This window comes from Gibbsiella quercinecans (genome assembly GCF_002291425.1).
GTDB classification, from domain to species: domain Bacteria; phylum Pseudomonadota; class Gammaproteobacteria; order Enterobacterales; family Enterobacteriaceae; genus Gibbsiella; species Gibbsiella quercinecans.
The window spans coordinates 3,988,716-4,013,976 of record NZ_CP014136.1 but is presented as its reverse complement, the minus strand read 5'-3'; the positions used below and the strand labels follow the sequence as shown (position 1 = coordinate 4,013,976).

Below are 25,261 nucleotides of genomic sequence, written 5' to 3'. Positions count from 1 at the left end.
TTCCTTATGCACGGGCGCTGCGGGCGCCGATATCCGCGACGGCCAGCGTTTCCCCCTCTTGCGCCAACGCCAGCCCGGCGATGCCTGCGGTACGGGCGCGTAGCTCTGGGCGGCAGTGCGGGCTGATATGGTACAAGCGCCACTGGCTGCCCGGCTTGCGCGCCAACGGGGCGATAGCCTGCCATGAGCCGTGGCTGGGGTGATGTTCCAGCACTTCACACTCTAAAAATACCCAGTCGCTTTGCGCCGCCAACCGTTCGCCCGCCGGCGACAATAATCCGTCACCGGAGTAAAACAGCTGGTGCCCGCCGGCGGTGGTTACGTGCAGGCTGCGGTTCGGTACCGCATGGCGGGTCAGCGAGGTCTGCAACGCCCACGGGCCGAGCGAAGCTACGGTTTCGCTGTCTTGCTGCACGAGCGCAAACCCGCCGGCGGCCTGCGGCCAAAATGCGTAATCAATCAGCGGCGCGATCACGCGCCACTGCGCACGTTGGGCGATCAGCGCCAGCGGCCGCCGCCGGCCATTGGCCGCCATCCAGTTCAGCAGCGCCGTCAGGCCCAGGCAGTGGTCCGGGTGGGCATGCGTAAGATAAACGGCATCAATCCCATGCGGATCGCGCCCCTGGGCGAATAGCGCCGCCGGCACGGTTGGCCCACAGTCAATCAGCAACTGATAGCCGCCCTCCGTTACCAGCACGCTGGCGTTGGTATGTTCCCCGTCATAAGCATTGCCGCAACCTATCACCTCAAGTTGAAAATCACGCGGCATGCGTCACCTCTGCGGGCACAACGCGCCGTTGCGCGGCGTCGAAATAATGCAACAGGGAATCCGCCAGCCGCAGCGGCAAACGGTCACCGGTTTGATAATCGGCCGTGCTCTCGACGATAAATGGCTGGCCTTGCAGCTGGCCATAATACAAACGCGCATGGCCCAGCGGTTCCACCACGCTAATCGTCATTTCACAGTCCGGGCGCGCGGCGTCAATCACCACATGGTTCGGCCGCACGCCAACGGTGGCGACGTTTTCCATCGCCGCGCCGTTAATCAGGGTAGTAAACAGGTGGGCATCGAGAAAGTTCATCACCGGCGAGCCGATAAAGGCGGCGACGAACTGGTTGGCCGGCTGCTGGTAAAGCGCTTCGGGCGAGCCAGTTTGCTCGATCCGCCCCTGATTGAGCACCACGATTTTATCGGCCAGCGTCATGGCCTCAACCTGATCATGCGTAACATAAATCATGGTGGCCTTCATTTGCTGATGCAGCTGTTTCAAATAGGTGCGCATTTCGCTGCGCAGCTTGGCATCCAGGTTCGACAGCGGCTCATCAAACAAAAACAACTGCGGGCGGCGGACGATCGCCCGGCCGATGGCGACCCGCTGCCGCTGGCCGCCCGACAGTTCGCCCGGCAGGCGGTTTAACAGCGGGGTCAGCTGTAAGTTTTCTGCCGTCTGCCGCACGCTCTGTGCGATCGCCGCTTTGGCGATGCCGGCCATTTTTAGCGGGAACCCCATGTTTTTCTCAACCGACATGTGCGGATAAAGCGCATAGGACTGAAACACCATCGCGACTTCACGCTCCGACGGATGCACGCCGTTCAGCGCCTTGCCGTTCAACAGGATCTCGCCCTGAGTGACGGTCTCCAGGCCGGCGATCATCCGCAACAGGGTGGATTTACCGCAGCCGGAAGGGCCAACGAACACTACGAACTCCCCGTCTTCCACGGTCAGGTCCACATGGGGAATAACGCGTTGCTGGCCATAGGCTTTTTGAATGTTTTTAAGCTCAAGCTTTTTCATGGTGATGTCCTATTTCAGCCCCATCGAAAAACCGCGCAGCAGGTAGCGCTGCATGTAGCTGGCCAGCGCCAGCATCGGCAGGGATGAGACGATGCCGGTCGCCATCAACTGGCCCCAGACGGTACCGTCTTCGGTAACAAAATTGGAAATAAACAGCGGCAAGGTGAGCTTATCCGGGCTATGCAGAAACAGCAGCGAGAAAAGAAACTCATTCCAGCCGAGGATCATGGCGAAAATCGCGGTGGCAACCAGGCCCGGCGCGCACAGCGGCAGCACGATCAGCGCCAGGCGTTTGCTCAGGCGCGCACCATCCATCGCCGCGGCCTCTTCAATTTCGGCCGGGATGTCACGCACGAAGCCCAGCAGCATCCAGATACAAAACGGCAGGGTATAAACCTGATAGACCAGCACCAGCCCGAGCCGGGTATCCAGCAGCCCCAGTTGGTTCATCAACGAATAGAGCGGGATTGCCACCACGATCGGCGGCATCATTTTGATTACCAGCACCGCCAGTAAAAACAGCATATCCAGGCGGGCCGGGAAGCGATAACGCACCAGCGCATAGGCCGCCAGCACGCCGGCCATCACCGATACGGCGGTGGAAGCCAGCGAGACAAACAGCGTATTGCCGACCAGCATCGGCAAATCCCCCTGCCAGATCGCCTTGAAGGATGCGAAGCTGATCTGCCGCGGCAGCAGATTGGCGCCGGCGTTGAGGATTTCGCCCGGCGGCTTGAAGGCCGTGCCGAACATCCAGACGATCGGCAGGATAAACAGCACGACGATCAGCCAAACCCACAGCGGGTGAAGATACGCTTTCATCGTGTGCTCCCCTTCATCACTTTGCGGGCATAAAACAGCGTCATCGCCAGCGAGATCGCCAGCATGACCAGCGCCGAGCTGCTCGCCATCCCCAGATCAAAAAAGCGGAAGCCATATTTATAGACAAACATCGACAGCGTTTCAGTGGCGTTGCCCGGCCCGCCGCCGGTCATCACGTACACCTTGTCAAACAGCTTGAAGGTATCGATCGCACGCAGCAAAAACGCCAATATCACCTGGTTTTTAATCTGCGGCAGGGTGATGTAGACAAAGGCGCGCCAGCCTTTGGCGCCATCAACCAGCGCGGCTTCGCTGATGTCTTTCGGGATGGATTGCAGGCCGGCCAGCACGATCAGAAACGCCATCGGCGTCCATTGCCAGGTATCCACCAGCGCAATGGCGTACAGCGCCAGATGAGGGTTAAACAACCATTCTTGCGCCGGCAGGCCCAGCGCGGTCAACACCGTGTTCAGCAAGCCGTAATCGTAATGGAACCAGGCACGCCAAATTGCCGAGCACACCATGGTCGAGATCATCATCGGGTAGATAAACAGCGGCAGGGCCAGGCGGCGCCCGGGAAAACGGCGGTGAAACAGCAGCGCAATGCCAAGGCCGAGCACCACCTGCGCTACCGAAGCCACCACGGTAAACACCAGGGTATTTTTAATCGCGTCGACAAAGAAAAAGTCATCGAACAGGGTGCGGAAGTTAGCCAACCCGACAAACTGATAGTGGTTGTTTGCGCGATCGACTTCGCCGAAGGCGTGATAAATCACGCTGACGATAGGGTACGCCGTTAATAATCCCAGAATCGCCAGGGCGGGCAACAGCAGAACAAGGCATTGTTTACGATTTTCAGAAAACATAAATCAATCCGAATTGGCGCTGGCGTTAACGCCAGCGCCGTTGAGCCAATTACATTTTGATGATGCGGCTAATGCTGCGCTGGGCCTGCTGCAGCGCCTGTTCGGCACTCATCTGGCCCATCATGGCCATTTGCAGGTAATCGCCCAGGATGCTTTCAACCTCGGCCCAGTTCTGAATGCGCGGGCGCGCCTTGCCGATTTTCAACGCTTCGGCCTGCTGCGGATACCAGCGGTATTTCGCCACCACGTCTTTGTCGGCATAAACGCTGGCGCGCGTTGGCGGCATGCCGTAGCTCAACGCCAGCGTTTTCTGCATATCGGCGCTGGTGGCGAAGGTGAGAAAAGCCGCCGCATCGGTTTTGTTTTTCGCATCCGCTGGGATCGCCAATTGCCAAAGCCCCAGCATCGGCGACGGTTTACCGACTTCCGCCGGCGGCGCCATGATTTCCATCTCGCCGACGACTTTCGACACTTCCGGGTTATCCAAATTCGGCACCCAGGCCGGCCACACTTCGATCGCCATGGCGGCGCGGCCTTTTTGCAACGCGTCGCGCACTTCATCGGCGTTATAAACATCCACGCCGTGCGCCGCGTACTGTTTCATGGTCAGGAACGTTTCCAGCGCCTGCTTCGCCTGCGGCGAATCCAGCGTAGCCTTGCCATGTTGATCCACCACGTCGCCACCATAGCCCCACAGAATCGGCAGGAACCCGGTGACGATCGGGTTGCCCTTCACGCCGCGGAACACCACGCCCTTCATCTCTGAATGCTGATTAATCACCTGCGCAGCGTTGAGAACATCACGCCAGGTTTTCGGCTGTGAGAGGTGGTATTTTTCAAACTCCGCGCGGTTCCAGGCGAACATGGCGACGTTGCCCACCATCGGCAATGCGTAGATCGCGCCGTTGGCATCGGGATAACGGCCAATATCAAACGGCGCCGTAATGAAATCGCTGTCTGCCACATCGTTGGCCAACGGCGCCAGCCAGTGGTTGCTGAAAAACTCCGGCGCCCAGGCATCATCCATTTGAATGACATCGTAATTACCGGTCTTTTCACGCATAGACAGCGCGATGTTCTCGTAAAGGCCCTTATTCGGGCGCTTCACCAGGGTGATTTTGGTTTCCGGGTGGGCTTTTTGGTAGGCGTCCACGACGTACTGCAGCGCTTCGCCATAGCTGCTATCGCGGCCGGCAATAACCAGTTCGCTCGCCAGAGCGCCAAACGTGGTGGCCAGCAGCGTAGCGGCAAGGATGGTGCGTTGGAACATGGATATCTCCTCAACATTGCTCATTAATGCGTCTTTTTGCACGCGCGTGCATTTCAATGAGCACCAGCCTAGAGAGGAAAAATGTCACCCAGATTACAACGCCGTAAAAGTTAATAGGCGGCGCCGACGCGCCGCCCGCCTTCCCGTTTACCGGCAACCGGCCCTACCCACATGGCAGCGATGCCGGCGTGCCAGCCACAGCAAGGGAAGCTGAGCCAACAACGCCAGCGCAAACCCGGCCCAGGGGGTGTGGGCCAACTGCCCCTGCGCCACCAAGGTGCTGCCGCAGGCCTGGCCAAGGGTAATGCCCAAATTGAAGGCCGAGATATTCAGCGCCGAAGCAAAATCCACCGCCCGCGGCGCCCAGCGTTCGGCGGTATCCAACATCCCGGTCTGGAACCCCGGCGACATGCCGAAGGCGAATACGCCCCAGATAAACAACAGCGGCACCATCGCCGTCTTGCTGGTCATCAATAACGCCAACGCCGCGAAGACCACCAGCAGCCCGGCAAACATACGCCGCAGCGCCAGCGGCCAGCCCAGGCTTGCCGCCAGCCGCCCGCCCAGCAGATTGCCCACCAGCGTTGCCGCGCCAAACACCACCAGCAGCAGGCTGGCGCTATGCAGCGAAAACCCGCTGATATCGACCAGAATCGGCGTGATAAAGGTGAAAGCGGCAAAGCTGGCGCCAAACCCCAATGCGGTGATGCTCATCATCGCCAGCACCGCCGGCTGGCGTAACGCGGCCAACTGCTCCCTTCCCCGCGCGGCGGCCAGGGTGGGCAAGTTCGGCACCCAGCGCGCCGCCGCCAACCAAGCCAGCCCGGCCAACAGCGCCACGGCGAAAAACGGCAAGCGCCAGCCAAAACTGTTGCCGATAAAACTCCCCAGCGGCACGCCAACCACCATCGCCAGATTCAACCCGGCAAACATCACCGCAATCGCCCGGCTGGCCTGCCCTTCCGGCGCCAAGCGCGCGGCGATGGTGGCGCCGATCGCAAAGAAACTGCCGTGCGCCACCGCGGTGATGCTACGCCCGGCCAACAGCATCGGGTAGCTGGCAGACAACGCCGACAGCAGGTTGCCCGCCAGAAACAGCGCCACCAACCCCAGCAGCACCGTTTTACGCGGCAAACGCGCCAGCGCCAGCACCACCAGCGGCGTGCCGATCGCCAATGCGAAGGCGTATAGCCCCACCAGCCCACCCGCGCTGGCCAGCGGCACGCTGAATTCTGCGGCGATGGCCGGCAGTACGCCGACCACGATGAACTCCGCGACGCCAATCGCAAACGCCCCAATGGCCAGCGCATAGATGCCGGGGTGGGTATGATCTTTACGACGCATGCGGCCCCTCCTGCGTGGCGAACGGATAATCGGTATAGCCTGCCGCCGCACCGCCGAAAAAGCGATCGGCATCCGGCAGGTTCAACGGCAGCCCCAGGCGCAGGCGCGCGGGCAAATCCGGGTTAGCGATAAACGGCCGCCCAAAGCCGATCAAATCGGCCCAGCCGTGTCGCAACGCCGCCTCGGCGCGCGCCAGCGTGTACTTGCCGGCATAAATCAGCGTCCCGCCATAGATCAGCCGCAGCGCTTCTTTGAACGCTGCTGGCATCTCGGGGGCATCCTCCCAATCCGCCTCGGCGATGTGCAGGTAGGCGACATGACGTTCGCCAAGCAGACGGGCGGCGGCCAGATAGGTCGCCTGCGGCGTATCGTCCACCGCGCCCTGCAGGGTGGTTAATGGCGCAAGCCGGACACCGAGCCGCTCCGGGCCGGTGACGGCAGCGACCGCCTCAACCACTTCGCGCAGGAATCGCAGGCGGTTGCCCAGGCTGCCGCCGTATTCATCGCGCCGGGCGTTGGCCTGGGAGTCAATGAACTGGTTGATCAGGTAGCCGTTGGCGGCGTGCAGCTCTACGCCGTCGAAGCCGGCCGCCAGCGCATTACGCGCGGCATCGGCATAATCACGCACGATGCCGGCGATTTCCGTTATTTTCAGCGCACGCGGCGCCGAGTGCGGTACCTTTTCGCCCATGCCGGCCAGCGGCCCTTTACCGTCGGGATCGATAAATACGCTCACGCCCTCGGCCCGCAGCGGCGAAGAGGACACCGGCGCCGCCCCTGCGGGCTGCAATGACGTATGGGAAACACGGCCGACATGCCAAAGCTGTGCGAAGATGCGTCCGCCGGCGGCGTGCACCGCGGTGGTTACGCCGCGCCAGCCGGCAACCTGTTCGGGGCTGTGGATGCCAGGCGTCCAGGCATAGCCTTGCCCCTGCTGACTGATTTGCGTGCCTTCACTGACGATCAATCCAGCCGAGGCGCGCTGCGCGTAATATTCGGCCATCAGGGCCGTTGGTACGTTAGCGGCGCCGGCGCGAGAACGGGTCATCGGCGGCATCACGATACGGTTGGGCAACGTCAGATCGCCCATTTGATAAGGGGTAAAAAGCATAGGTTAGTGCTCCTGTGTGGTGGCCGGCAGTTTAAGATCCGGTAACAAAGCCGGTAGATCGACGGCCGCGGCCAGCGCGCGGTTGCCCTCATCACCCGGGTGCAGGCGATCGCCGGAATCGAAACGGGCCGCCAGGCGGGCGGAGTGCGCGCCATCACGCAGAATGGCATCGGCGTCGATCACCGCATCGAACGCGCCGCTGTGGCGTATCCAGTCATTCACCTGCCGGCGCAGCGCGTCCTTGGCCGGCTGGTAATAATCCTCCAGCGGCGTGCCGGGCAATGCGCCCTCGAACGGCGTCAGCGTGGCGCCGATGACGCGCACGCCGTGGCTGTGCGCCTGCGCAATCAGTTGGCGGTACCCCGCGGTTAACGCGGCCAGCGTGGGGGGCGCGCTGGCCGGCGCGAATGCCGTTCCCGGCCAGGCAATATCATTGATCCCCAGCATCACAATGGCGCTTTGCACGCCCGGTTGCGCCAGCACATCACGCTCCCAGCGCGCCAGTGCATTGACGCCCATGCCGTCGGATAACAAACGCCCGCCGGAAATACCGGCGTTGAGCACGGCTACGCCATACGGCGCCAGGCGGGCGGCCAGGAAATCGGGCCAGCGCGCGTTGTTATCCAGGCTGGCGGCGGCGCCGTCGGTGATCGAATCGCCAATAACCGCCACCGCGCGCGCCGCTACGGGCGCCTCGACCTGAACCCCGGCCAGCAGCAGCCGCGTCGTCGTGGTTTCCCCGCCGGACAGCGCCGGCGCCATCACCCGATCGCCCGGTACAATCCAGCCGGTCTGGCGGCCATCCCAGTGGAAGGTGCTGATGGGGGTAACCGCCGGCAGGTACAGACTCACCGCCACCTGCCCCAAGGCGGGTACCGGCAGTGCGATCGGATCGCTAAGCAGCACGGCGCCGGGAGGGATCACCGCCGCCGCCTGGCCGCCAAAGGTAATGGTACGCAGGCTCTCAACGTGTATGGCTCCGTCGGGCGCCGGCTGGGCGGCCGTCGCCTGTCCCAAAAAAAGCGGCCGGTCGCCGTAGGCGTTGGACAAGACGATGCGTATCCGCGGCCCGCCCAAACTGACGCGCACCACCTGGCGCACGGTATGATCGTGCAGTTGCGCGGGCGCATTGCGCGGAAATAGAAAATCCGCATCCCAAACGGGCTGGGGGCTGGCGCTCCAACTGGCCACCCAATGGGAAGCGGATGCCGCCGCGCCTCCTGCGGTGAATGCACTGGCCAGCAGCATGCCTGCCGATAGGGTTTTAGCGTTTTTCATCCTGGTGATCTCAATGGCAATGTGTCGCTAAAGGGTGAACCTAACGGCGAAAATGGACTAGACTGCCTTCAGGAAAAACATTTATGAATTGAAGTCATAAGGAGGCTGCGATGGCCCGGCTGGAAATCAACCGCTCCGGCGAACTGGACGTTTTTGTGCAGGTTATTGAACAGGGTGGGTTTTCTGCCGCTGCGCGCGCCTGTGGGATGACGCCCTCCGCCGTAAGCAAGCTGATCACTCGCCTGGAACGCCGGCTGGGCACCCGGCTGTTGAACCGCTCGACCCGCCAGCTCCAGCTCACGCCGGAAGGCTGCGCCTTTTACGAGCGCGGCGTGCGCATCCTGGCCGATCTGGCTGAAGCGGAACGCTGCGCCAGCGCCCACTCGACGCCGCGCGGGCGGCTGCGGGTGAATGCTAACGTGCCGTTCGGCCACCATTTTCTGTTGCCGCTGGCGCCGGAATTTCTCGCCCGCTACCCCGACGTGGCGTTAGATATCGTACTGACCGATGAGGTCATTGATATTCTGGAACAGCGCACCGACGTGGCCGTGCGCGCCGGCCCGCTCAAAGACTCCAGCCTGGTGGCGCGCAAACTCGGCCAGACGCGCATGATGATCGTCGGTGCGCCGGATTATCTGGCGCGCAACGGCATGCCGACCACGCCGGATGAATTGGCGCATCACAACCTGCTGGGCGCCAACTATGTGCGCGCCCAACCCGGCTGGCCGCTGCGTTATCAGGGGGAGGACATCACCGTGCCGATCGGCGGCAATGCGCAGGCCAGCGACGGCGAAGCGCTGCACCGCCTGGCACTTTGCGGCCTGGGCCTGGCGCGTCTGGCGGCGTTTCAGGTGCGCGAAGACATCGCCGCCGGCCGGCTGCTGCCGGTGCTTGAGGCGTGCAACCCCGGCGATATCGAAGAAATCCACGCGGTGTTCGTCGGCCAGGGGGGCTACCTGCCGCTGCGGGTACGCGCTTTGCTGGATTTCCTCGTTGAGCGGGTCAAGATCGGCACGGAGTAGCCCGGTTGGCGGAAGATAAATGGGCGGCGCTGTTGGCATGGCGTAAGCACGCCATACCCGCCCTTCATGCCGGCAGCGCGGCCACAAAACGCGCGGTGATCTGCTGCGGGCGGGTAATGGCGCCCCCGACCACCACCGCATGGGCGCCCAACTGCAGGCAGCGCGCCATCATCGCCGGCGTGGTGATATTCCCTTCGGCGATCACCGGCCTGGCGACCGCCGCCAGCACCTGCTGAAGAAACGCGAAATCATCCATCGGCAGGCTGCGGCCCTGCGTTTCCGCGGTATAGCCATGCAGCGTCGTGCCGATGCAGTCAAACCCCAGCGCGTCGGCGGCGCGCGCTTCTTCCAGCGTGGCGATATCCGCCATCAGCAGCAGTTGCGGATAGCCGCGGCGGATTTCGCAGACCAGTTCCGGCAGCGAAACGCCGCCCGGGCGTGGGCGCGCCGTAGCATCCAGCGCGATCATCGCCGGCCCCGCGGCCATTAACTCTTCCACTTCTTGCTGCGTGGCGGTGATGAAGACGGCGCTGTCGGGGTAATCGCGTTTTATGATGCCGATGACCGGCAGCGCCACCGCCGCCATAATCGCTTTGATATCGGCCAGGCTATTGGCGCGGATCGCTGCGGCGCCGCCTTGCTGGGCCGCCAGCGCCATGCGGCTCATAATAAAATCACTGTGCAGGGGTTCATCGGCTAACGCCTGGCAAGAGACAACCAATTTCCCTTTGATGGTTTCCAACATCGTCCGGCTCATAGTGCCAATCTCTCCTCAATTTCATTTTTGATCACGGTAACCTGCGGGCCATAGATCACCTGAATGCCCTTGCCATGGCTGACCACGGCCCGCGCACCGGTCTGTTTCAGTAGCGCTTCGTCGACCAAGGCGCCGTCTTTCACCGTCACGCGCAGCCGGGTGGCGCAGCAGTCCAGTTCATCAATGTTGTGCTGGCCGCCCAACGCGGCGATCGCCAGTTCAGCGCGCGAATCGGCCGCCGCAGCCGGCACATCGGCGGCCAACGTTTCCTGCTCGCGCCCCGGCGTTTTCAAATCGAAGCGGGTGATCAGGAAACGGAACGAAAAATAGTAAAGGAAGAACCAGGGCACCCCGACCAACGGAACCCTGAGCCAATGCGTTTTGGCTTCGCCCTGCAGGACGCCGAACAGAATAAAATCAATAAAACCGCCCGAGAACGTCTGGCCGATAGTGATATTGAGCATATGCGCCAGCATGAACGCCAGGCCGTCGAAGAAAGCGTGCAATACGTACAGTAGCGGCGCGACAAACAAGAAGGCGAATTCGATCGGCTCGGTGATGCCGGTCAGGAAAGAGGTAAGCGCCGCAGACAGCAGCAGGCCGCCAACACGTTTTTTGTTCTCCGGCCTGGCGGTGTGATACATCGCCAGGCACGCGCCGACCAGGCCAAACATCATGGTGATGAAGCGGCCCGACATAAAGCGCGAGGTGCCGGAATAGAAATGGCGGGTGGCGGGATCGGCCAGTTGCGCGAAGAAGATCCGTTGCGTGCCCTCCACCAGTTGGCCGTTAATCATTTCGCTGCCGCCCAGGGCGGTGGTCCAGAACGGCAGGTAGAAAATGTGGTGCAGCCCCAATGGCCCCAGCATGCGCAGGATAAAGCCGTACAAGAAGGTGCCGATATAGCCGGTTTGCTCCACCAGGCCGCCCAGCCCAAAGATGACTTTCTGGACATGCGGCCACACCACCACCATCACGCCGCCCAGGGCGATCCCCGCCAGCGAACAGACGATCGGCACAAAGCGAGAGCCGCCGAAAAAACCCAGAAACTGCGGCAGGCTGATCTTGTTATAGCGTTGATGCAGCCAGGCGCACACCAGGCCCACCACCACGCCGCCAAACACGCCGGTTTCCAGCGTTTGGATCCCCAGCGTCATGCCCTGCCCCACCGCGCCGGGATTACTGGCGGCCAGCTTGCCGCTCAGCGTCAGCAAGCTGTTGATGGTGGCGTTCATCACCAGAAAGGCCAACAGTGCGGCCAGGCCGGCAGTGCCCTTATCGCTGCGTGCCAGCCCCACCGCCACGCCGACCGCAAACAGCACCGCCAGGTTGGCAAAGACGACGGCGCCGGCGCTGCTCATCACCGAGAAAATGCCCTGTAGCCAGGGGATATCGAGGAAGGGGTAAGCGGTGACGGTATTGGGGTTCGACAGCGCGCCGCCGATCCCGAGGAGTAACCCGGCCGCCGGTAACACCGAGATCGGCAACATGAACGACTTGCCGAAGCGTTGCGCTTTTTCAAACCAGGGACTGTTGCCACTGCTGCGAAATATCGACATGAAAATTTTCCTCACCGACGTAGCCATTAGTGATAATTTTTATCACAGCAATCAGAAAAGGAAACAATTATCATCATAGGATTTGATTATGATCGCAGGGCGAGGACGGGATGAACGAAAAAGAGAATGTGCTGCTGCACCTGAAACAGGATCTGCCAAGCCTTAGCCCGGCATTACAGAAGTTGGGCAGCTACGTTATTTCGCAGGCGGAGCGGGTGCTCTACCAGACCATCACCGAACTGGCGCGGGAAAGCCAAACCAGTGAAGCCACCATCACCCGCCTGTGCCGCCTGCTGGGCTGCAAAGGGTACACCGAATTCAAGATGGCGCTGGCATTCGACATTCAGCAAACGGCGCCGGCCATCGCCAGCGGCCGCGATGATATCGACACCCTGATCGATGAATGCGCCCAGTCCCTGCGCGACACCGGCAGGCTAACCAAACGCGAGGATCTGGATAGCGCCGCCGCACTCGTCCATCAGGCACGCCACATTCAGATCTTCGGCGTGGCCGCCAGCGCCACGGTCGGCGATTACCTGCACTATAAGCTAATGCGCCTGGGCATCCCGGCCCAGGCGTTTACCGATAGCCATTCGGCGGCGATGAATTGCGTCAGCCTGGGTGCGGAAGACGTGACGTTCGCCGTCTCCAGCTCCGGCTCTACCCGCGATGTGCTTTACGTGGTTGAGCAGGCCCGCAAACGGGGCAGCAAGATCATTGTGCTGAGCAACACCTCGCGCAGCCCGCTGGCCAACCTGGCCGACGTGCTGCTCGTGGCGGCCAAACCGGAAGGCCCGTTCACCGCCGGGGCATTGAATTCGAAGGTGGGCGTGATGCTGCTGGTGGAAATGCTGATCATGGCGCTGTTGAAGTGCGATCCGCGCTATGCGCAGCGCAGCCAGGAAACGGCGAGCGTGACGCTGCCGATGCTGCTGTAACGCGCCTGCGCCGCAGAAACGATGGGCAGCGCTGCGGCTGCCCTTACCGCCTTACTGCTCCAGTTGGCTGATATCCGCCGGCGATAACTGCAGGTGCGCCGCCGCCAGGTTTTCCTGCAGATGGCCCAGCGATGAGGTGCCGGGGATCAGCAGAATATTCGGCGAGCGCTGCAGCAACCAAGCCAGCGCGACCTGCATCGGCGTGGCGCCCTGCCTGCCGGCCACATCGTCCAGCGCCGCAGATTGCAGGGGCGAAAAACCGCCCAGCGGGAAATACGGCACCAACGGAATGCCCTGCGCAGCCAGGGCATCAACCAGGCTATCGTCCTGGCGGTGGGCCAGGTTGTAGTGGTTTTGCACACAGGCCACCGGCGTGATTTTCTGCGCATCGGCAACCTGCCTGGCCGTAACGTGGCTCAGGCCGATATGGCGGATCAGGCCACGCGCCTTCAGCTCCGCCAACACGGTTAAGGGTTCTTCCAGCGGGCCTTCGGCGGGCTGATGCGGATCAAACATGCTGCGCAGGTTGACGACATCCAGCACGTCCAGCCCCAAATGGCGCAGGTTATCTTCCACCGCCTGGGTGAGCTCTTTCGGTGAAAAGGCCGGCAGCCAGTTGCCTTTATCATCCCGCCGCGCGCCCACCTTGGTGACGATGCACAGATCGTCCGCGTAGGGATGGAGCGCTTCTTTGATCAGCTTATTGGTGACGTGAGGGCCGTAAAAATCGGACGTATCGATATGGTTAACGCCGGCGGCCACGGCTTCGCGCAGCACGCGAATGCACATTTGCGGATCCTTGGGCGGGCCGAACACCCCAGGCCCAGCCAGTTGCATTGCGCCATAGCCGATGCGTTTCACCTGCCGATCGCCCAGTTGATAACTGCCGGACGCATGAATGTTTGACATTGTGGCTCTCCTGTTCGGGTTTGTTTCTTTGTACGGGCGTTGACCTGTACGACTATACGCCCAAACAGAGACAGGCGAGAAATAAAGCCAACGCAGCGACAGCCCAGTTGGCCGTGTTTACCGCGATTACAGGCCGAGCAGCTTTTCCAACATTACATTCGCCTGTAGCCAGAAGGTGTAGCCATTTTCAGGTTTGACGCTGGTGACGGCGTACTGCCAGTTCGTGTTGTTCCAGACGCGGGAACCCGTCATGGTCAGATTGATCTCCGGCGTCAGCATGAACAATGCGTCGATGCTCAACTGGTATTCATTACGCGGCACTCGCCAGCCGGCCCCGCCCAGGGAGTCGTAGGTATCCTGCAAGTAGCGCTGCTCTCCCCCGGTCAGGCGGCCGTAGCGGAACGTCAGGCCATAGCTGTCATAGGGGCGGCTGCGCCAGGGGCCGGACCAGATTACCCCGGCATCAGCCAGCGTCGCGACGCCCGTGTAAGCATCTGACTGCAAGGTTTGCGTAATGCTGCCGTGCAGGCTCACGGCGCTGGGGGCGTCATCCTGCGGGTTGGCGCCGCCGTCGCTTCGCCATACGGCTTTTTTAGCCGTCAAATAAAACCCTGAAACGCCTTTATGCGTGCGCACCGCAGCGTTGCCGTCATAAACTTTCGAGGTACCGTTCACCGTGTAATAGGCATCGTCAAAGGTCAGATCGTTATAGAACGCCAGCATTTCCCAGTTGAATGGATAGGCCTCCTGCTGCCAGTTCACGCGGCGTGCAATATTGGCGACCATCAAGGTACTGCCTGAACCATAATCATCGTCCCACCGTTCCCAACCGTTGGTGAACGGAAAAGCCTGATAGGTGCGCCAGGCGCCGAGGGTGGATTCTAGCAGCGGTGTGAAATGATAACTTGCGCGCATGCCCCAGCCGGCATAGGGCGCAGGCCCGAACACCGCGGTTTTATTCAATACCGTATTAACACAGGACGATTGCACATTGCAGTTAGTGAAACCGACAAACTGACCGGGGTTGCTCTTGCCAAGCTCAATCGACAGCCGGTCGTTAAATAGCTTCTGCTCATAACCAAAACGCAGTAAATGCGCGACCTTAGGGATGTAAGGCGGCGGATCGCCGGCCAGTAAACCGCCCGCGCCATCGCCCAGGCTGATGTTATTTTTGAAAGGCACCCACAGTTGCATGAAATGAACGCTGCCGCCGGGAATCAGCCCCATGCGATCCAGATCGAAATCTGCACCGGCGAAAAATAGAGTATAAGCCGACTGTTCACCGGTGCGGGTTCCCGCGCTGGGGTTCCCCAGCCAAAGCTGCGATACCATGATATGGGGAATGACGCCGTGCTCTTTCAGCCATGTTCCCGTATCGGCCAACGGCCGGTCGGCACTTCCCACATCCGCAGCGGCGGCGCCATTCGTCAGCATCATGGCGCACGCGATCGCGCCAGAGCACAACATTCTCTGCCATAGATTACGAGGTGTTATTTTCATATCGTTATCCCATCACGATGGGACGGAAATGCGCGGTCATCAACGACCAAAAACAGCAAAGTAAATCTTTAACTCTTATTTTCAAGCCTGGTTGGATAAATACCAACAGGCCGCGAATAAGATTATTAAAACTTTATTTCGGTCCAGAGAAATACAGTAATGACGTTCAAGCGGCAATAATTTATATACTCGTCATACTTCAAGTTGCAGGTGTGTTGGCTTTCCTCGCTCACCCCAGTCACTTACTCCAGTAAGCTCCTGGGGACTCGCTGCGTCGCCGCCTTCCTGCAACTCGAATTATTTAGAGTATCCACTTACAGCGGATATTATGCATTATCACTGCTTTATTTCCGTCTCTAATCAATATTAATACGGTTCGTTTTACCTATACCGTACATTGTTGTTTCCGCTATTACGGCGTATTTTTCTTTTCACCTTCTCGCCAAGATCAAACGCGCTCAACGATCATGGCCACGCCTTGCCCGCCGCCGACACACAGCGTCGCCAGCCCCAGCGTTTTGTCATTGGCCGCCAGCGTGTGCAGCAGCGTGACCAGGATGCGGGCCCCTGAAGCACCGATCGGGTGCCCTAATGCGATAGCGCCGCCGTTAACATTGGTTTTTTCCATATCCAGCTTCAATTCGCGGGCAACGGCAATGAATTGGGCGGCGAAGGCTTCATTCGCTTCGATCAGATCGAGATCCGGCACGGTCAGCCCCGCACGGCTTAGCGCCAGGCGGGTAGCGGGCAAAGGCCCCAACCCCATCAACGCAGGATCGACACCGCTGGTTGCGTAACCGCGAATACGGGCCAGCGGGCGAATGCCCAGGCTTTTCGCCCGCTCCTCACTCATCACCAGCAGCGCCGCCGCGCCGTCGTTGATACCCGAGGCGTTGCCTGCGGTAACCGTTCCCTCCGGCTCGAACGCCGGTTTCAGTTTTGTCAGGCTCGCCAACGTCGTATCGCTCTTGGGGTGTTCATCCACCGTAAACAGGCTGTCCCCCTGTTTAGTGCGCACGGTCACCGGGACAATCTCCGCCTGGAAGGCGCCACGTTCAATCGCCGCCGCCGCCCGCTGCTGCGATAACAACGCAAACGCATCCTGCTCCTGGCGGCTGACGCCGCAGCGCCGCGCCACGTTTTCCGCCGTGATGCCCATGTGGTAGTGATTGATGGCGCAGGACAGCCCATCATTGACCACGCTATCCCTCACGGGATAATCCCCCATGCGATACCCCCAGCGCGCTTTATCGAGCAGATAAGGCGCCGCAGACATATTTTCCATACCGCCCGCCAGCACCACCTCGGCAGTGCCGGCGGCAATACTTTGCGCGGCGGCGATCACGCTTTGCAACCCGGAACCGCACACCATATTGAGGCTGGTTGCCGGCTTGTCTTCCGGCAGGCCTGCCTGCAACATCGCCTGGCGCGCCGGGTTTTGGCCCAACCCCGCCTGCAGCACATTACCGAAAAGCACTTCATCAACGGCAGAGGGAGCGATAGCCGCCCGCTCGATCGCCGTTTTCATCACCAGCGCCCCCAGTTGCGGAGCGCTGACCGTAGTCAGACTGCCGCCGAATTTACCGATAGCGGTGCGCACGGCACTCACAATCACCAACGATTTCATAGTTACCTCGAGTCATCTGCGGTCATGCCGGTACTGACCGGCGTCACATCAATCAACCAAAATAACAACAGCGTTATCGCGCCCACCCCTGCCAGCAGCAGATAAGCGCCGGCATAGCCCCCCAGATAAGTCAGGCCGAAGGCCAACAGGGTAAACGCGGAACAGCGCACCACCGACTGGATCGGGTGGATAATGCCGAGGGCCCGCACATAGATGCGGCGGGGAAACTTGGCGGCGATCAGCGCGGTGCTCAGGTTGGTCGCCCCCGGCATCGCCAGACCGATCATCACCAAAGAGATCCACAGCGTGACGGCGTGGTGGGCAAGCATGTTGATCACTATCGCCAGCATCCACCATAGGGTGTAGAACAGCAGCGAGCGCCGGACGCCAAAGCGCTGGTTGCACCAGCCCCAGCCATAGGCCGCGGGTAAACCACACAGCGCCGATAGGGTCATATAAAAGATGGCCGTGCTCTGGGCATAGCCCATGCCCACCAGCCGGGGCACGATCTGGCTGGTCACCCCGACCAGCATGATGTAGAGACCGCCGGTCGCGATCCCCATAAACCACACGTCCCGCATGCGCAGCAGTTGCCCAATGCTCAGGGGGAACCTGTCGCCGTCATGCTGGTGGCGCCGTTCGGTTTGTTCCTCGCCGGAAAGCCGGCCGTTATCAGGTGCAAGCCCTATATCCTCAGGCCGGTTGGCGATAAAACGTTGCGCCAGGACGGCCACGATGAACATCATCGCCGAAATGCCCCAGAAACCGTCACGGACGCCCAGCCAGAGAAAAAGGCCGGCCAACGTCGGCACAAAGAACGCGCTGGATAGCGTCTGCCCGATGGTGCACCACCCCAGCGCCAGCCCCTGCTTACGCACGAACCAATTGGCCATGATCGCCGTGCCGCCGACATAGGCGAAACCGGTACCAAAGAAGCAAACACCGGCGAATAGCAGCGTGAAACCGATAAAAGATCCGCAATATCCCAGCAGGCCATAACAGAGGCCACAGGCTATCAGGCAGAAGATGACGTTGAATTTGGCCCCTTTCTTTTCACTCAACCACGCGCATAGCGGGCCGGCGAGGATCGAGGACCAGGATGACGGCGTCGCCAGCGCAAGCAGCACACTGTAGTCCAGGCCAAAGTTGCGCGCCAAAGCAGGCAACATGACGTTCAGACCGTGAGTCACCGCACCGGCGGCAATCCAAAACAACACGCCCTGGAACACAATGACGCGCCAGCCGTGCACGCCAAAGTGATTCCCACGGTGCGCAACGTCGGGGCCATTTTCGGCGGTCTGCACCCTATTATTTTCCTGCGCAATCATAGCGTTGTTGTCCTTGAACCGATGCGATAGCGCGCCATTCACACACCCTGTCAGGCCGACATCACCTTCGGCGATGCGGGTACGATCAGCCGGGGTTCCACCTGGCTCTGGATGTCGTCCGGCGTCAGCCCTTCCAGCAGTTCAACCAGCACCAGCCCATCGGGCGTGACGTCGATGACGCACTGTTCGGTAACGATATGATCCACGCAGCGGCGCCCGGTCAGCGGATAGCTACAGGCGTTGACCACCTTCGGCTTACCGTCTTTGGTGCACAGCTCCATGGTGACGATCACCTTGCGGGCGCCGCTGACCAAATCCATCGCGCCCCCCATCCCGAACACCCGGCCGGGCTGGGCCCAGTTGGCCAAATCGCCGTTTGCCGCCACTTGCAGCCCGCCCAGCACTGTCGCCGCCAACTTGCCGGAACGTACCAGCGCAAAAGATTCCGCACTGTCGAACGCACTGGCGCCGGGTACCGGAATAAAACGCAGGGCGGTGGCGTTGGAAAAGCCCTCCACCGCCAACACGCCGTCCACCAGCGGCCCCATCCCCACCAGGCCGTTTTCGGTGTGGAACATTACCCCAGGCGGGGCATAGTCGCTGCACAGGCTGGGAATGCCGATGCCGAGGTTGATAACGTCGCCGTCGGTGAAGTACTCCGCCGCGCGGCGGGCGATTCTGTTACGTGGGTTCATTGCCGTTCCCCCTGAAGCTTCAGAATCTTGTTCACGTAGACGCCGGGCGTGACGATGCTCTCGACGCCCAGTTCGCCCACGTCTACCTGTATATCGGCGTCGACCAGCGTCAGGTTGGCCGCCTTGGCCACCAGCGGGTTAAAATTGCGCATCGTGCCGCGATAGGTCAGGTTGCCCAACGGGTCGGCGGTGCGGGCGCGCACCAGACCGATGTCTGCCCGCAGCGGTGTTTCCAGCAACCACTCTTCGCCATCCACCTCAATGTGCTGTTTGCCCTTATCGACCACCGTACTTAGCCCCGTTTTCGTCAACACGCCGCCCAGCCCGGAACCGCCGCAGCGCATGCGCTCCGCCAAGCTACCTTGCGGCACCAGCTCCAGCGCGATCTTGCCAGCCGCCACCAGCGCCACGGTTTCGGTATTGCGGCCAATATGCGAAGCGATCAGCTTGTCGACCAGCCCGTGATGGATTAGGCGCCCAATCGTCAGGTTGGCGTCGCCGCTGTCGTTCGAAATCAGGGTAAAATGCCGCGCCCCGCTGGCAATGACGCAATCGATGAGCCGATTCGGCACGCCGTGATTGGCGAAACCGCCGCACATCAGCGTCTGCCCGTCTTTAAACAGCGCGATAATCTCTTCGGGTAGTGCAAATTTACTCGCCATGGTTTATTCCCTCGTCAGCAGTACCGCCACGCCCTGACCACCGCCGACGCAGAAGGTGATAACGGCATTGTCCAGATGGCGGCGGCGCATGTCGTACACCGCTTTCGCGGCCAGAATCGCACCGGTTCCAGCCAATGGATGGCCCATGGCGATGGCGCCCCCGTTTGGGTTGACCCGATCGGGATCCATACCGATTTCCAACATGCAAGCCAGCGATTGCGCGGCAAAGGCTTCATTCAACTCCCACAGATCGATATCGTTCACCGACAACCCGGTCTGCTGCAGGAGCTTGGCGGTAGCGGGCACCGGCCCAAGCCCCATGTAGTTGGGATCGACGCCGGCGGCGGCATAGCCGCGAAATACGCCCAGGATTTCCCGGCCCGTTCGCTCCGCCAGGCGGCGCTCCATCACCACCAGCGCGCCGGCGCCGTCGCTCATCGGCGAACTGTTGCCCGCCGTGACCACCCCGTCGGGGCGGAAACTGGGGCGCAGCGTGGCCAGCGTCTCCAGCGAGCAATCGGGGCGCACCGACTCGTCGCGACTGACCCCAGTCGCCCGCCCTTTTCTGTCCATAACGGTCACGGGCACAATCTGTTCGTCATAGCACCCGGCCTGCCAGGCAGCGCTTGCCCGCTGGTGACTCCGTAGCGCAAACGCATCCAGTTGCCGGCGGCTGAAATCGTATTTCTCGGCAATGTTCTCCGCGGTGATCCCCATCGGCGGGTTACCCAGGCTGTCCGGCGCTGTATGAATGTCCACGAAGCGTGGCGGTTGCACGGCATAGGCCGTGTCGGTTTTTTCCAGCATCCAGGTACGGCGCGAATCGCTCTCTACGCCGCCGGCGACGATCACATCGGCAAAGCCCGCCATAATCTGGATAGCCCCGTAGGCCAACGCGTTGAGCGACGCCGCGCACTGACGATCGAGCGTGATGCCGGGAACCGTGATGGGCAGGCCCGCCTCTAACGCCACCATGCGCCCCATGTTGTTAATCTCATGATTCATCAGATTGGCGAAAATCACGTCGTCGATACTTTCGGCGGCAATGCCAGCGCGGCGCACCGCTTCTTTGACGGCCAGGGCGCCCAGGATGTGCGCAGGCACCGGCGCTAATACACCGCGGCATCGGCCGATGGGCGTGCGCGCCGCAGCAACAATAACGGCTTCTCTCATCATTTTTTCCTTAACGTCTCGGCATGCTCATAGGCCTGTTGATATCAGCGCGCTCACGCGGAGATGGCCGTTGCGCCTGCCGACGACAGTGTTTAACGCGCATTAACGGTGAGCGGCGCAATGCCCAGAATCTCTCTGGCGATAGCCGGCGTGGCCACCCGTTTACCGAATAGCTGCACGGCTTGCGCCGCACGTTCCACCAATTGAGGGTTGCTCGCCTTGATGCCCTTGCTGAAATAGACGTTATCCTCCAGCCCCACACGCACGTGGCCACCCAGCGCCAACGCGGCAAACAGTATCGGCAGGTGCGATTTGCCTACGCCGAAGGCCGACCAGGTGGAACCGGCGGGGATCTGCCGGGTGAGATAAAGCAGGTTTTCCACCGTGGCGGGCATGCCCCCTGGGATACCGAGGCAGAACTGATAGTGAAGCGGTGTGTTCAGCACCCCCTGCTCAGCAAAATAGTGGGCAACACCCAGCATGCCGCTGTCGAAAATCTCCACCTCGGGTTTGATGCCGCGCTCCTTCAGAATTGCGGCCAGGCGCCCCAGGAACTGTGGGCTGTTAACGAACACCCCGCCGGGCATCCAGTTGAACGAGCCGGCATCCCAAGAGGCGATTTCGATACCGTTCAGCGTCGAGACATGCGCCATGCGCTGTTCATCGCTGGCCCGGTGGTCGCCGGAGGTGGTGCAGTTGATGATGACGTCGCAGTCCCGGTATTCCCGTAACAAGCGGATGGTTTCGGCAAAGCGTTCACGGTCCATCGTGCCCAGGCCGTGTTCATCGCGCATATGCAGATGAACCACCGCCGCCCCTTGCTGCCAGCACCGGTAGGCGTCGGTAGCAATTTCCTCCGGTGTGAGCGGAATATATTCGTTAATCTCTTTCGGCGTTACCGCGCCGGTCAGGGCAGCAGAAATAATGACGTCGTTTCCGGTTTTCATGAAACACCCCCGCTTACTGTCGTTGTTATTTTTTAAACGGCATGTTGTATTAAATAAAACGCGCATCTTGCCATCATGGGGAAATAAAGGTTTTATTCTTGCACCGCCCCACCAACATTAATTATTAAATATCGGGAAAAACGGTGCGCAATAAACAACCGACATTTAACCAGCCGCAGGTTGGCTTTCGGTGAACGAACGCCGCCACCCCATATGCAATGTGAAATATGGCGAGTATAAGCCGGTTATTTTAATTATGCCGTTACCAAACTGGCCGCAGAGCGTTATTTGATTTCGTCTTCTGCCTGCCCACCGCCGATGCGCGGGCGCACCACCTGGCCATTTTTCTCTGCGGCCTTAACTAGCTCCGCTTCTTCTTTGGCCCATTGCCAGTAATTAACTTCATGAGGCGAGTGTTCGGTGGCGGTGACGTACATCTCCGCCGCGAAAGCATTACGCAGTTCGTTGGCGATGTCTTCCTTCCAGGCTTTGCGCAACTGCTGGGTGGTAATACGACGGGTGACGCGGGTGCCGGTGCGCATAATCAGCTCGGCGATCTCCCAGGCGCGATCATAGCAAGCTTCGGTGTCGGCGCAGATTTCGTTGACCATACCCAACGCCAACGCCTTGCGCGCGGTAATAATCTCGCCGGTCAGTTCCGCATAGGCATATCTCTTGCGCCCCATCAACTCACGCCAGGCAATCCCAATGCCATCGCCCGGCACCATATTTACGCGGAAATGCATCTCGGTGGTCCAGGCATCTTCCGTGCAAAGGGTAATATCATTAAACAACACCAGATCGGTGTGAAAAGCCGCGCCGTTCCATACGCCGATAGTGGGCACTTGAATATCGAACACCTGGCCTTCAATGTCCCTGGTGCCATCGTAATACTGATAGTCGTACATCTTCCAGGCTTCTTCCGGGGCGGAATTAAATTCGGTTGCCGGTTGCCACTGGCCTTGATCATCAATCCGGCCAATCCCTTTCATAAAGTCTTGCCCGGTGCCGCCAAGAATAATCACTTCGTTATCCGGATCTCTTCCCGCCCAGTTAAAGAAATAATGCAACCCCTGATGGGCCGGCGCGCCCCATTGCAAACTATCGCCATTGGTATGCAAACGGGCTTCCAGGATGCCGTTCTTTCTTTTCATGGTAAAGCAATGCTTCAGTCTTTCCGAGTATTCTTCGAAAGGCATATGAGGAATCGTCCCCAATTCCTTATGCGACATTTCTTTACGTTTATCATGATCGGATTCATAGTTGGCTTTAATTACCATGAATAACTCCTTAATAAATCACTATGAGGGTGAGTAACGTCTAATATCCCTTACGACAGCCGCTCGCATTCGACGCAGAATGTCGTATTAGCAACAGTGGCAAGAATTTTTAGCCACCTGGCGACGACTCAGAACGTAGCACCACCTAAAAGTTGGGAGAAATTCTTTTTTATCTTTATGGCTATGTCATTTTCACATAACCAAGAAAAATCAACGTGAGAATATTTTATAGCGATTGAAAAACAAGCATAAAATAAAACATCTCATATTAAATGGGGCAGCCTTTCCCCAACAAAGAAACGGCAACGACAATTAATTATTGTGAGTTAAATCACATAGAGTTATCCGCGCCGAGGAGAATAACCTATCTCTTCGGCGGGCAGGCGAACACACTATCCGTGATTGGCATCTAAAAACTTTCTAAACTCTGTTAAAAAAATATTGATATCCGCATTGGTATTTTGATTATCCCAAACCAATTCCAGATTGAACCAGTAATCATCTTCGATGACCTCCAGCAACACGCTGTTATCGCCGAGCAGGTACTGCCGATGCTTCGGCATCAGTAGCGCCACGTCTTTCCGGTATTCCAGATTAAAGCAGCAGGTTTTCAGGTTGGGGTATTCTTTATCCAGCCTGTAGGCGATGTTGTAATGGTCGAGAAAGCGTGTGCTGAATTGCTCGAATAACGGGGATTCGCGATGGTCGACGCGGATAATCGGCCATTCACTGACCTCTCGCAGTGATACCTTGCCCCGTTTAGCCAAGGGGTGATGCCGGTTTACCGCCACGCACAGCGGATCGGTAAGAAACGGCAACGCACAAAAGCGGTTGTTTTCCAGAAAATTGGGGCGGATCAGGAACCCCAGATCGCAGGACTGTTCCTCCAGAAAACGCAGTGCCTCATCCAGTTCGTTGTCGCGGCACTCTATTGCGATATCGACATGATCCTGCTGAAACTGCAGCAAAAAAGGCGTCAAAAAATCCTGTATGGCCTCACCTAACACCACGATCTTCAATTGCCGGTAGCCCTTGCCGGCAAAGGCATTGATGATCGACAACGAGCCTTCATACTGTTGGACGATTTTGCGCGCTTCCTCTAAAAACAGTTTACCGGCTGATGTCAGTGCGACCTTATGCGTACTGCGTATAAACAGCACCACGCCCAGTTTATCTTCCAGCATTTTCATATGGCGGCTAAGTACGGGTTGCGTGACGTTCATTTTTTGCGCGGCCTGGCTAAAATTAAGCAAATTTGCTAGCTGCATAAATTCATACAGAAGTTGCATCTTCATAGATAACCTCATGATTATTAATCGATTCTAATGTTACTCTCTGGAAGATTAATCACTTTGCTGCAGGATAACGCTATCTCAATAACATGCGCCCCGCATTGGTTATGTCACCAGAACATGACGCGGTTCAGAAAAAAGCGGCAACGGCATATTCCAGAGTGAGGATAAAAGGCTGAATCATGGTTCCGACATTCTTGATTGACGCGGGAATAGGTTAACGATTTGCTATGCATTATTTACATATATTGCGAATAAAAAAAGAATTACCATTTCATATTTAATTAAGGTACAAGAAACCCAGTGCTAATTTCGAATGTAAAAACCGCGCCATCATAATTTGTAAAACAGATCACATTATTTTCAGCATTATCCGGAGAATTCTATGACGAATAACAGGAAACCCGATACGGCAACCATGGCTGAAATGCAGGCGGTATCGAAAAGTGAGTTTTGTGATGCGATGTCACAAATTTGTGCCGCCGTGCATATCATCACGACAGCAGGCGTGGCGGGCAGAGGCGGTTTCACTGCCACCGCGGTATGCAGCCTTTCCGACTCCCCGCCATCGCTGTTGGTCTGTATGCGGCGGGAATCCGCCCAACATGACCTGTTTAAGCGCAACGGCCACTTTTGCGTTAATGCGCTTTCCTATGCGCAAGCCAACCTGGCGGGTGTTTTTGCCGATAAAAACACAGAGATGGACAAGCGATACGCATCAGCCGACTGGCAAACATTACGCACCGGTAGCCCTGCGTTAAAAAATGCCCTGTTAAATGTTGACTGTGTGCTAGAGAATCTTCACGAAACCACGACGCACAGCATATTCATTGGCCGCATCGTCGCCATTGAAAAATGGCAAAGTCGTCATTCACTGGTTTATTTTGACCGGGCCTATCGTTACGTAAAAAAGATTGACGCAGCGATCGCTTAATCACCACTCATTAAATAGCATTACTGCAAACGTTATTCACAATAACTTTAACACTTCACAGACATTGACGTTTGCATAGCGATAATTGCTTAACATTTTTATTTATCATTTCCGGTTAATCTCCGGCTAACCGATTAGTAAAGTTAAGAGG

Annotated in this window: 23 protein-coding genes; 3 read left to right on the top strand and 20 right to left on the bottom strand. The window is 59.0% G+C overall.

The window, feature by feature from the left end:
- Nucleotides 1–4: 4 nt before the first annotated feature.
- The 8 genes from ACN28Q_RS18450 to ACN28Q_RS18415 form a co-directional block, all read right to left on the bottom strand.
- Nucleotides 5–769: an MBL fold metallo-hydrolase gene (locus ACN28Q_RS18450; protein ID WP_095847677.1), complete on the bottom strand. Its 765-nt coding sequence runs from the start codon at nt 767–769 to the stop codon at nt 5–7.
- A complete protein-coding gene (locus tag ACN28Q_RS18445) occupies nt 759–1,796 on the bottom strand; it encodes an ABC transporter ATP-binding protein (RefSeq protein ID WP_095847676.1) in 1,038 nt (345 codons plus the stop codon). The genes ACN28Q_RS18450 and ACN28Q_RS18445 overlap by 11 nt, the downstream gene beginning before the upstream one ends.
- A gap of 9 nt (nt 1,797–1,805) precedes the next feature.
- A complete protein-coding gene (locus ACN28Q_RS18440; RefSeq protein WP_095847675.1) occupies nt 1,806–2,618 on the bottom strand; it encodes a carbohydrate ABC transporter permease in 813 nt (270 codons plus the stop codon).
- The gene (locus ACN28Q_RS18435) at nt 2,615–3,484 is read right to left on the bottom strand and encodes a carbohydrate ABC transporter permease (protein ID WP_095847674.1); all 870 of its coding nucleotides are present in this window, start codon (nt 3,482–3,484) and stop codon (nt 2,615–2,617) included. The genes ACN28Q_RS18440 and ACN28Q_RS18435 overlap by 4 nt, the downstream gene beginning before the upstream one ends.
- A gap of 49 nt (nt 3,485–3,533) precedes the next feature.
- Complete coding sequence (locus tag ACN28Q_RS18430; RefSeq protein WP_095847673.1) at nt 3,534–4,754, bottom strand: ABC transporter substrate-binding protein; 1,221 nt, start codon at nt 4,752–4,754, stop codon at nt 3,534–3,536.
- Nucleotides 4,755–4,901: 147 nt separating this feature from the next.
- The gene (locus tag ACN28Q_RS18425) at nt 4,902–6,098 is read right to left on the bottom strand and encodes an MFS transporter (RefSeq protein ID WP_095847672.1); all 1,197 of its coding nucleotides are present in this window, start codon (nt 6,096–6,098) and stop codon (nt 4,902–4,904) included.
- Complete coding sequence (locus ACN28Q_RS18420) at nt 6,088–7,209, bottom strand: alkene reductase (protein WP_095847671.1); 1,122 nt, start codon at nt 7,207–7,209, stop codon at nt 6,088–6,090. Before ACN28Q_RS18420 ends, ACN28Q_RS18425 begins: the two co-directional genes overlap by 11 nt.
- A gap of 3 nt (nt 7,210–7,212) precedes the next feature.
- Nucleotides 7,213–8,487, bottom strand: a complete 1,275-nt coding sequence (locus tag ACN28Q_RS18415) for an SGNH/GDSL hydrolase family protein (RefSeq protein WP_095847670.1) — start codon at nt 8,485–8,487, stop codon at nt 7,213–7,215.
- Nucleotides 8,488–8,597: 110 nt separating this feature from the next.
- Between ACN28Q_RS18415 and ACN28Q_RS18410 the strand changes: the two genes are divergently transcribed.
- Entirely contained in the window at nt 8,598–9,509 is a 912-nt protein-coding gene (locus ACN28Q_RS18410) for a LysR family transcriptional regulator (protein ID WP_095847669.1), read from the top strand.
- A 64-nt stretch (nt 9,510–9,573) separates the two neighbouring features.
- Here the strand turns inward: ACN28Q_RS18410 and ACN28Q_RS18405 are convergent, their stop codons facing one another.
- Together ACN28Q_RS18405 and ACN28Q_RS18400 are read right to left on the bottom strand one after the other, a co-directional pair.
- Nucleotides 9,574–10,266 carry an N-acetylmannosamine-6-phosphate 2-epimerase gene (locus ACN28Q_RS18405; RefSeq protein WP_095847668.1) on the bottom strand — a complete coding sequence of 231 codons (693 nt, stop codon included), beginning with the start codon at nt 10,264–10,266 and terminating at the stop codon, nt 9,574–9,576.
- Nucleotides 10,263–11,825, bottom strand: a complete 1,563-nt coding sequence (locus ACN28Q_RS18400; RefSeq protein WP_095847667.1) for a PTS transporter subunit EIIC — start codon at nt 11,823–11,825, stop codon at nt 10,263–10,265. The genes ACN28Q_RS18405 and ACN28Q_RS18400 overlap by 4 nt, the downstream gene beginning before the upstream one ends.
- A 110-nt stretch (nt 11,826–11,935) precedes the next feature.
- Between ACN28Q_RS18400 and ACN28Q_RS18395 the strand changes: the two genes are divergently transcribed.
- Nucleotides 11,936–12,763, top strand: a complete 828-nt coding sequence (locus ACN28Q_RS18395; protein ID WP_095847666.1) for a MurR/RpiR family transcriptional regulator — start codon at nt 11,936–11,938, stop codon at nt 12,761–12,763.
- Between the two features lie 51 nt (nt 12,764–12,814).
- Here ACN28Q_RS18395 and ACN28Q_RS18390 read toward each other — a convergent pair whose 3' ends face one another.
- The 10 genes from ACN28Q_RS18390 to ACN28Q_RS18345 all read right to left on the bottom strand — a co-directional run bounded on the left by ACN28Q_RS18390 (nt 12,815) and on the right by ACN28Q_RS18345 (nt 24,179).
- Nucleotides 12,815–13,672 (bottom strand): aldo/keto reductase family oxidoreductase, encoded by an 858-nt coding sequence (locus ACN28Q_RS18390; RefSeq protein WP_095847665.1) that lies wholly within the window; start codon nt 13,670–13,672, stop codon nt 12,815–12,817.
- Between the two features lie 126 nt (nt 13,673–13,798).
- Complete coding sequence (locus ACN28Q_RS18385) at nt 13,799–15,109, bottom strand: carbohydrate porin (protein WP_230469444.1); 1,311 nt, start codon at nt 15,107–15,109, stop codon at nt 13,799–13,801.
- A 511-nt stretch (nt 15,110–15,620) separates the two neighbouring features.
- Nucleotides 15,621–16,799 (bottom strand): acetyl-CoA C-acetyltransferase, encoded by a 1,179-nt coding sequence (locus ACN28Q_RS18380; protein ID WP_095847663.1) that lies wholly within the window; start codon nt 16,797–16,799, stop codon nt 15,621–15,623.
- A gap of 2 nt (nt 16,800–16,801) precedes the next feature.
- Nucleotides 16,802–18,127 carry an MFS transporter gene (locus ACN28Q_RS18375; protein WP_095847662.1) on the bottom strand — a complete coding sequence of 442 codons (1,326 nt, stop codon included), beginning with the start codon at nt 18,125–18,127 and terminating at the stop codon, nt 16,802–16,804.
- A gap of 50 nt (nt 18,128–18,177) precedes the next feature.
- Nucleotides 18,178–18,822: a CoA-transferase gene (locus ACN28Q_RS18370; protein WP_095847661.1), complete on the bottom strand. Its 645-nt coding sequence runs from the start codon at nt 18,820–18,822 to the stop codon at nt 18,178–18,180.
- Nucleotides 18,819–19,484 carry a 3-oxoacid CoA-transferase subunit A gene (locus tag ACN28Q_RS18365; RefSeq protein ID WP_095847660.1) on the bottom strand — a complete coding sequence of 222 codons (666 nt, stop codon included), beginning with the start codon at nt 19,482–19,484 and terminating at the stop codon, nt 18,819–18,821. Before ACN28Q_RS18365 ends, ACN28Q_RS18370 begins: the two co-directional genes overlap by 4 nt.
- 3 nt (nt 19,485–19,487) lie before the next feature.
- Nucleotides 19,488–20,660, bottom strand: coding sequence for a thiolase family protein (locus ACN28Q_RS18360; RefSeq protein WP_095847659.1), 1,173 nt, complete (start codon nt 20,658–20,660; stop codon nt 19,488–19,490).
- 89 nt (nt 20,661–20,749) lie between these two features.
- Nucleotides 20,750–21,604: a beta-keto acid cleavage family enzyme gene (locus ACN28Q_RS18355; protein WP_095847658.1), complete on the bottom strand. Its 855-nt coding sequence runs from the start codon at nt 21,602–21,604 to the stop codon at nt 20,750–20,752.
- Between the two features lie 284 nt (nt 21,605–21,888).
- Nucleotides 21,889–22,884 carry an enoyl-CoA hydratase/isomerase family protein gene (locus tag ACN28Q_RS18350; protein ID WP_095847657.1) on the bottom strand — a complete coding sequence of 332 codons (996 nt, stop codon included), beginning with the start codon at nt 22,882–22,884 and terminating at the stop codon, nt 21,889–21,891.
- A gap of 392 nt (nt 22,885–23,276) precedes the next feature.
- Complete coding sequence (locus tag ACN28Q_RS18345) at nt 23,277–24,179, bottom strand: LysR family transcriptional regulator (RefSeq protein ID WP_095847656.1); 903 nt, start codon at nt 24,177–24,179, stop codon at nt 23,277–23,279.
- Nucleotides 24,180–24,561: 382 nt separating this feature from the next.
- Here ACN28Q_RS18345 and ACN28Q_RS18340 point away from each other — a divergent pair, with 382 nt between their 5' ends.
- Nucleotides 24,562–25,110: a flavin reductase gene (locus ACN28Q_RS18340; protein WP_230469443.1), complete on the top strand. Its 549-nt coding sequence runs from the start codon at nt 24,562–24,564 to the stop codon at nt 25,108–25,110.
- The last annotated feature ends 151 nt before the right edge of the window (nt 25,111–25,261 follow it).

Excerpts from the sequence above, each read along its gene's own strand:
- ACN28Q_RS18390 (WP_095847665.1), bottom strand. The coding sequence starts at position 13,672 with ATGTCAAACATTCATGCGTCCGGCAGTTATCAACTGGGCGATCGGCAG.
- ACN28Q_RS18345 (WP_095847656.1), bottom strand. The coding sequence starts at position 24,179 with ATGAAGATGCAACTTCTGTATGAATTTATGCAGCTAGCAAATTTGCTT.
- ACN28Q_RS18355 (WP_095847658.1), bottom strand. The coding sequence starts at position 21,604 with ATGAAAACCGGAAACGACGTCATTATTTCTGCTGCCCTGACCGGCGCG.
- ACN28Q_RS18365 (WP_095847660.1), bottom strand. The coding sequence starts at position 19,484 with ATGGCGAGTAAATTTGCACTACCCGAAGAGATTATCGCGCTGTTTAAA.
- ACN28Q_RS18450 (WP_095847677.1), bottom strand. The coding sequence starts at position 769 with ATGCCGCGTGATTTTCAACTTGAGGTGATAGGTTGCGGCAATGCTTAT.
- ACN28Q_RS18380 (WP_095847663.1), bottom strand. The coding sequence starts at position 16,799 with ATGAAATCGTTGGTGATTGTGAGTGCCGTGCGCACCGCTATCGGTAAA.
- ACN28Q_RS18420 (WP_095847671.1), bottom strand. The coding sequence starts at position 7,209 with ATGCTTTTTACCCCTTATCAAATGGGCGATCTGACGTTGCCCAACCGT.
- ACN28Q_RS18340 (WP_230469443.1), top strand. The coding sequence starts at position 24,562 with ATGACGAATAACAGGAAACCCGATACGGCAACCATGGCTGAAATGCAG.
- ACN28Q_RS18425 (WP_095847672.1), bottom strand. The coding sequence starts at position 6,098 with ATGCGTCGTAAAGATCATACCCACCCCGGCATCTATGCGCTGGCCATT.
- ACN28Q_RS18430 (WP_095847673.1), bottom strand. The coding sequence starts at position 4,754 with ATGTTCCAACGCACCATCCTTGCCGCTACGCTGCTGGCCACCACGTTT.
- ACN28Q_RS18405 (WP_095847668.1), bottom strand. The coding sequence starts at position 10,266 with ATGAGCCGGACGATGTTGGAAACCATCAAAGGGAAATTGGTTGTCTCT.
- ACN28Q_RS18385 (WP_230469444.1), bottom strand. The coding sequence starts at position 15,109 with ATGATGCTGACGAATGGCGCCGCCGCTGCGGATGTGGGAAGTGCCGAC.
- ACN28Q_RS18350 (WP_095847657.1), bottom strand. The coding sequence starts at position 22,884 with ATGGTAATTAAAGCCAACTATGAATCCGATCATGATAAACGTAAAGAA.
- ACN28Q_RS18415 (WP_095847670.1), bottom strand. The coding sequence starts at position 8,487 with ATGAAAAACGCTAAAACCCTATCGGCAGGCATGCTGCTGGCCAGTGCA.
- ACN28Q_RS18375 (WP_095847662.1), bottom strand. The coding sequence starts at position 18,127 with ATGATTGCGCAGGAAAATAATAGGGTGCAGACCGCCGAAAATGGCCCC.
- ACN28Q_RS18440 (WP_095847675.1), bottom strand. The coding sequence starts at position 2,618 with ATGAAAGCGTATCTTCACCCGCTGTGGGTTTGGCTGATCGTCGTGCTG.
- ACN28Q_RS18410 (WP_095847669.1), top strand. The coding sequence starts at position 8,598 with ATGGCCCGGCTGGAAATCAACCGCTCCGGCGAACTGGACGTTTTTGTG.
- ACN28Q_RS18435 (WP_095847674.1), bottom strand. The coding sequence starts at position 3,484 with ATGTTTTCTGAAAATCGTAAACAATGCCTTGTTCTGCTGTTGCCCGCC.
- ACN28Q_RS18445 (WP_095847676.1), bottom strand. The coding sequence starts at position 1,796 with ATGAAAAAGCTTGAGCTTAAAAACATTCAAAAAGCCTATGGCCAGCAA.
- ACN28Q_RS18395 (WP_095847666.1), top strand. The coding sequence starts at position 11,936 with ATGAACGAAAAAGAGAATGTGCTGCTGCACCTGAAACAGGATCTGCCA.
- ACN28Q_RS18360 (WP_095847659.1), bottom strand. The coding sequence starts at position 20,660 with ATGATGAGAGAAGCCGTTATTGTTGCTGCGGCGCGCACGCCCATCGGC.
- ACN28Q_RS18370 (WP_095847661.1), bottom strand. The coding sequence starts at position 18,822 with ATGAACCCACGTAACAGAATCGCCCGCCGCGCGGCGGAGTACTTCACC.
- ACN28Q_RS18400 (WP_095847667.1), bottom strand. The coding sequence starts at position 11,825 with ATGTCGATATTTCGCAGCAGTGGCAACAGTCCCTGGTTTGAAAAAGCG.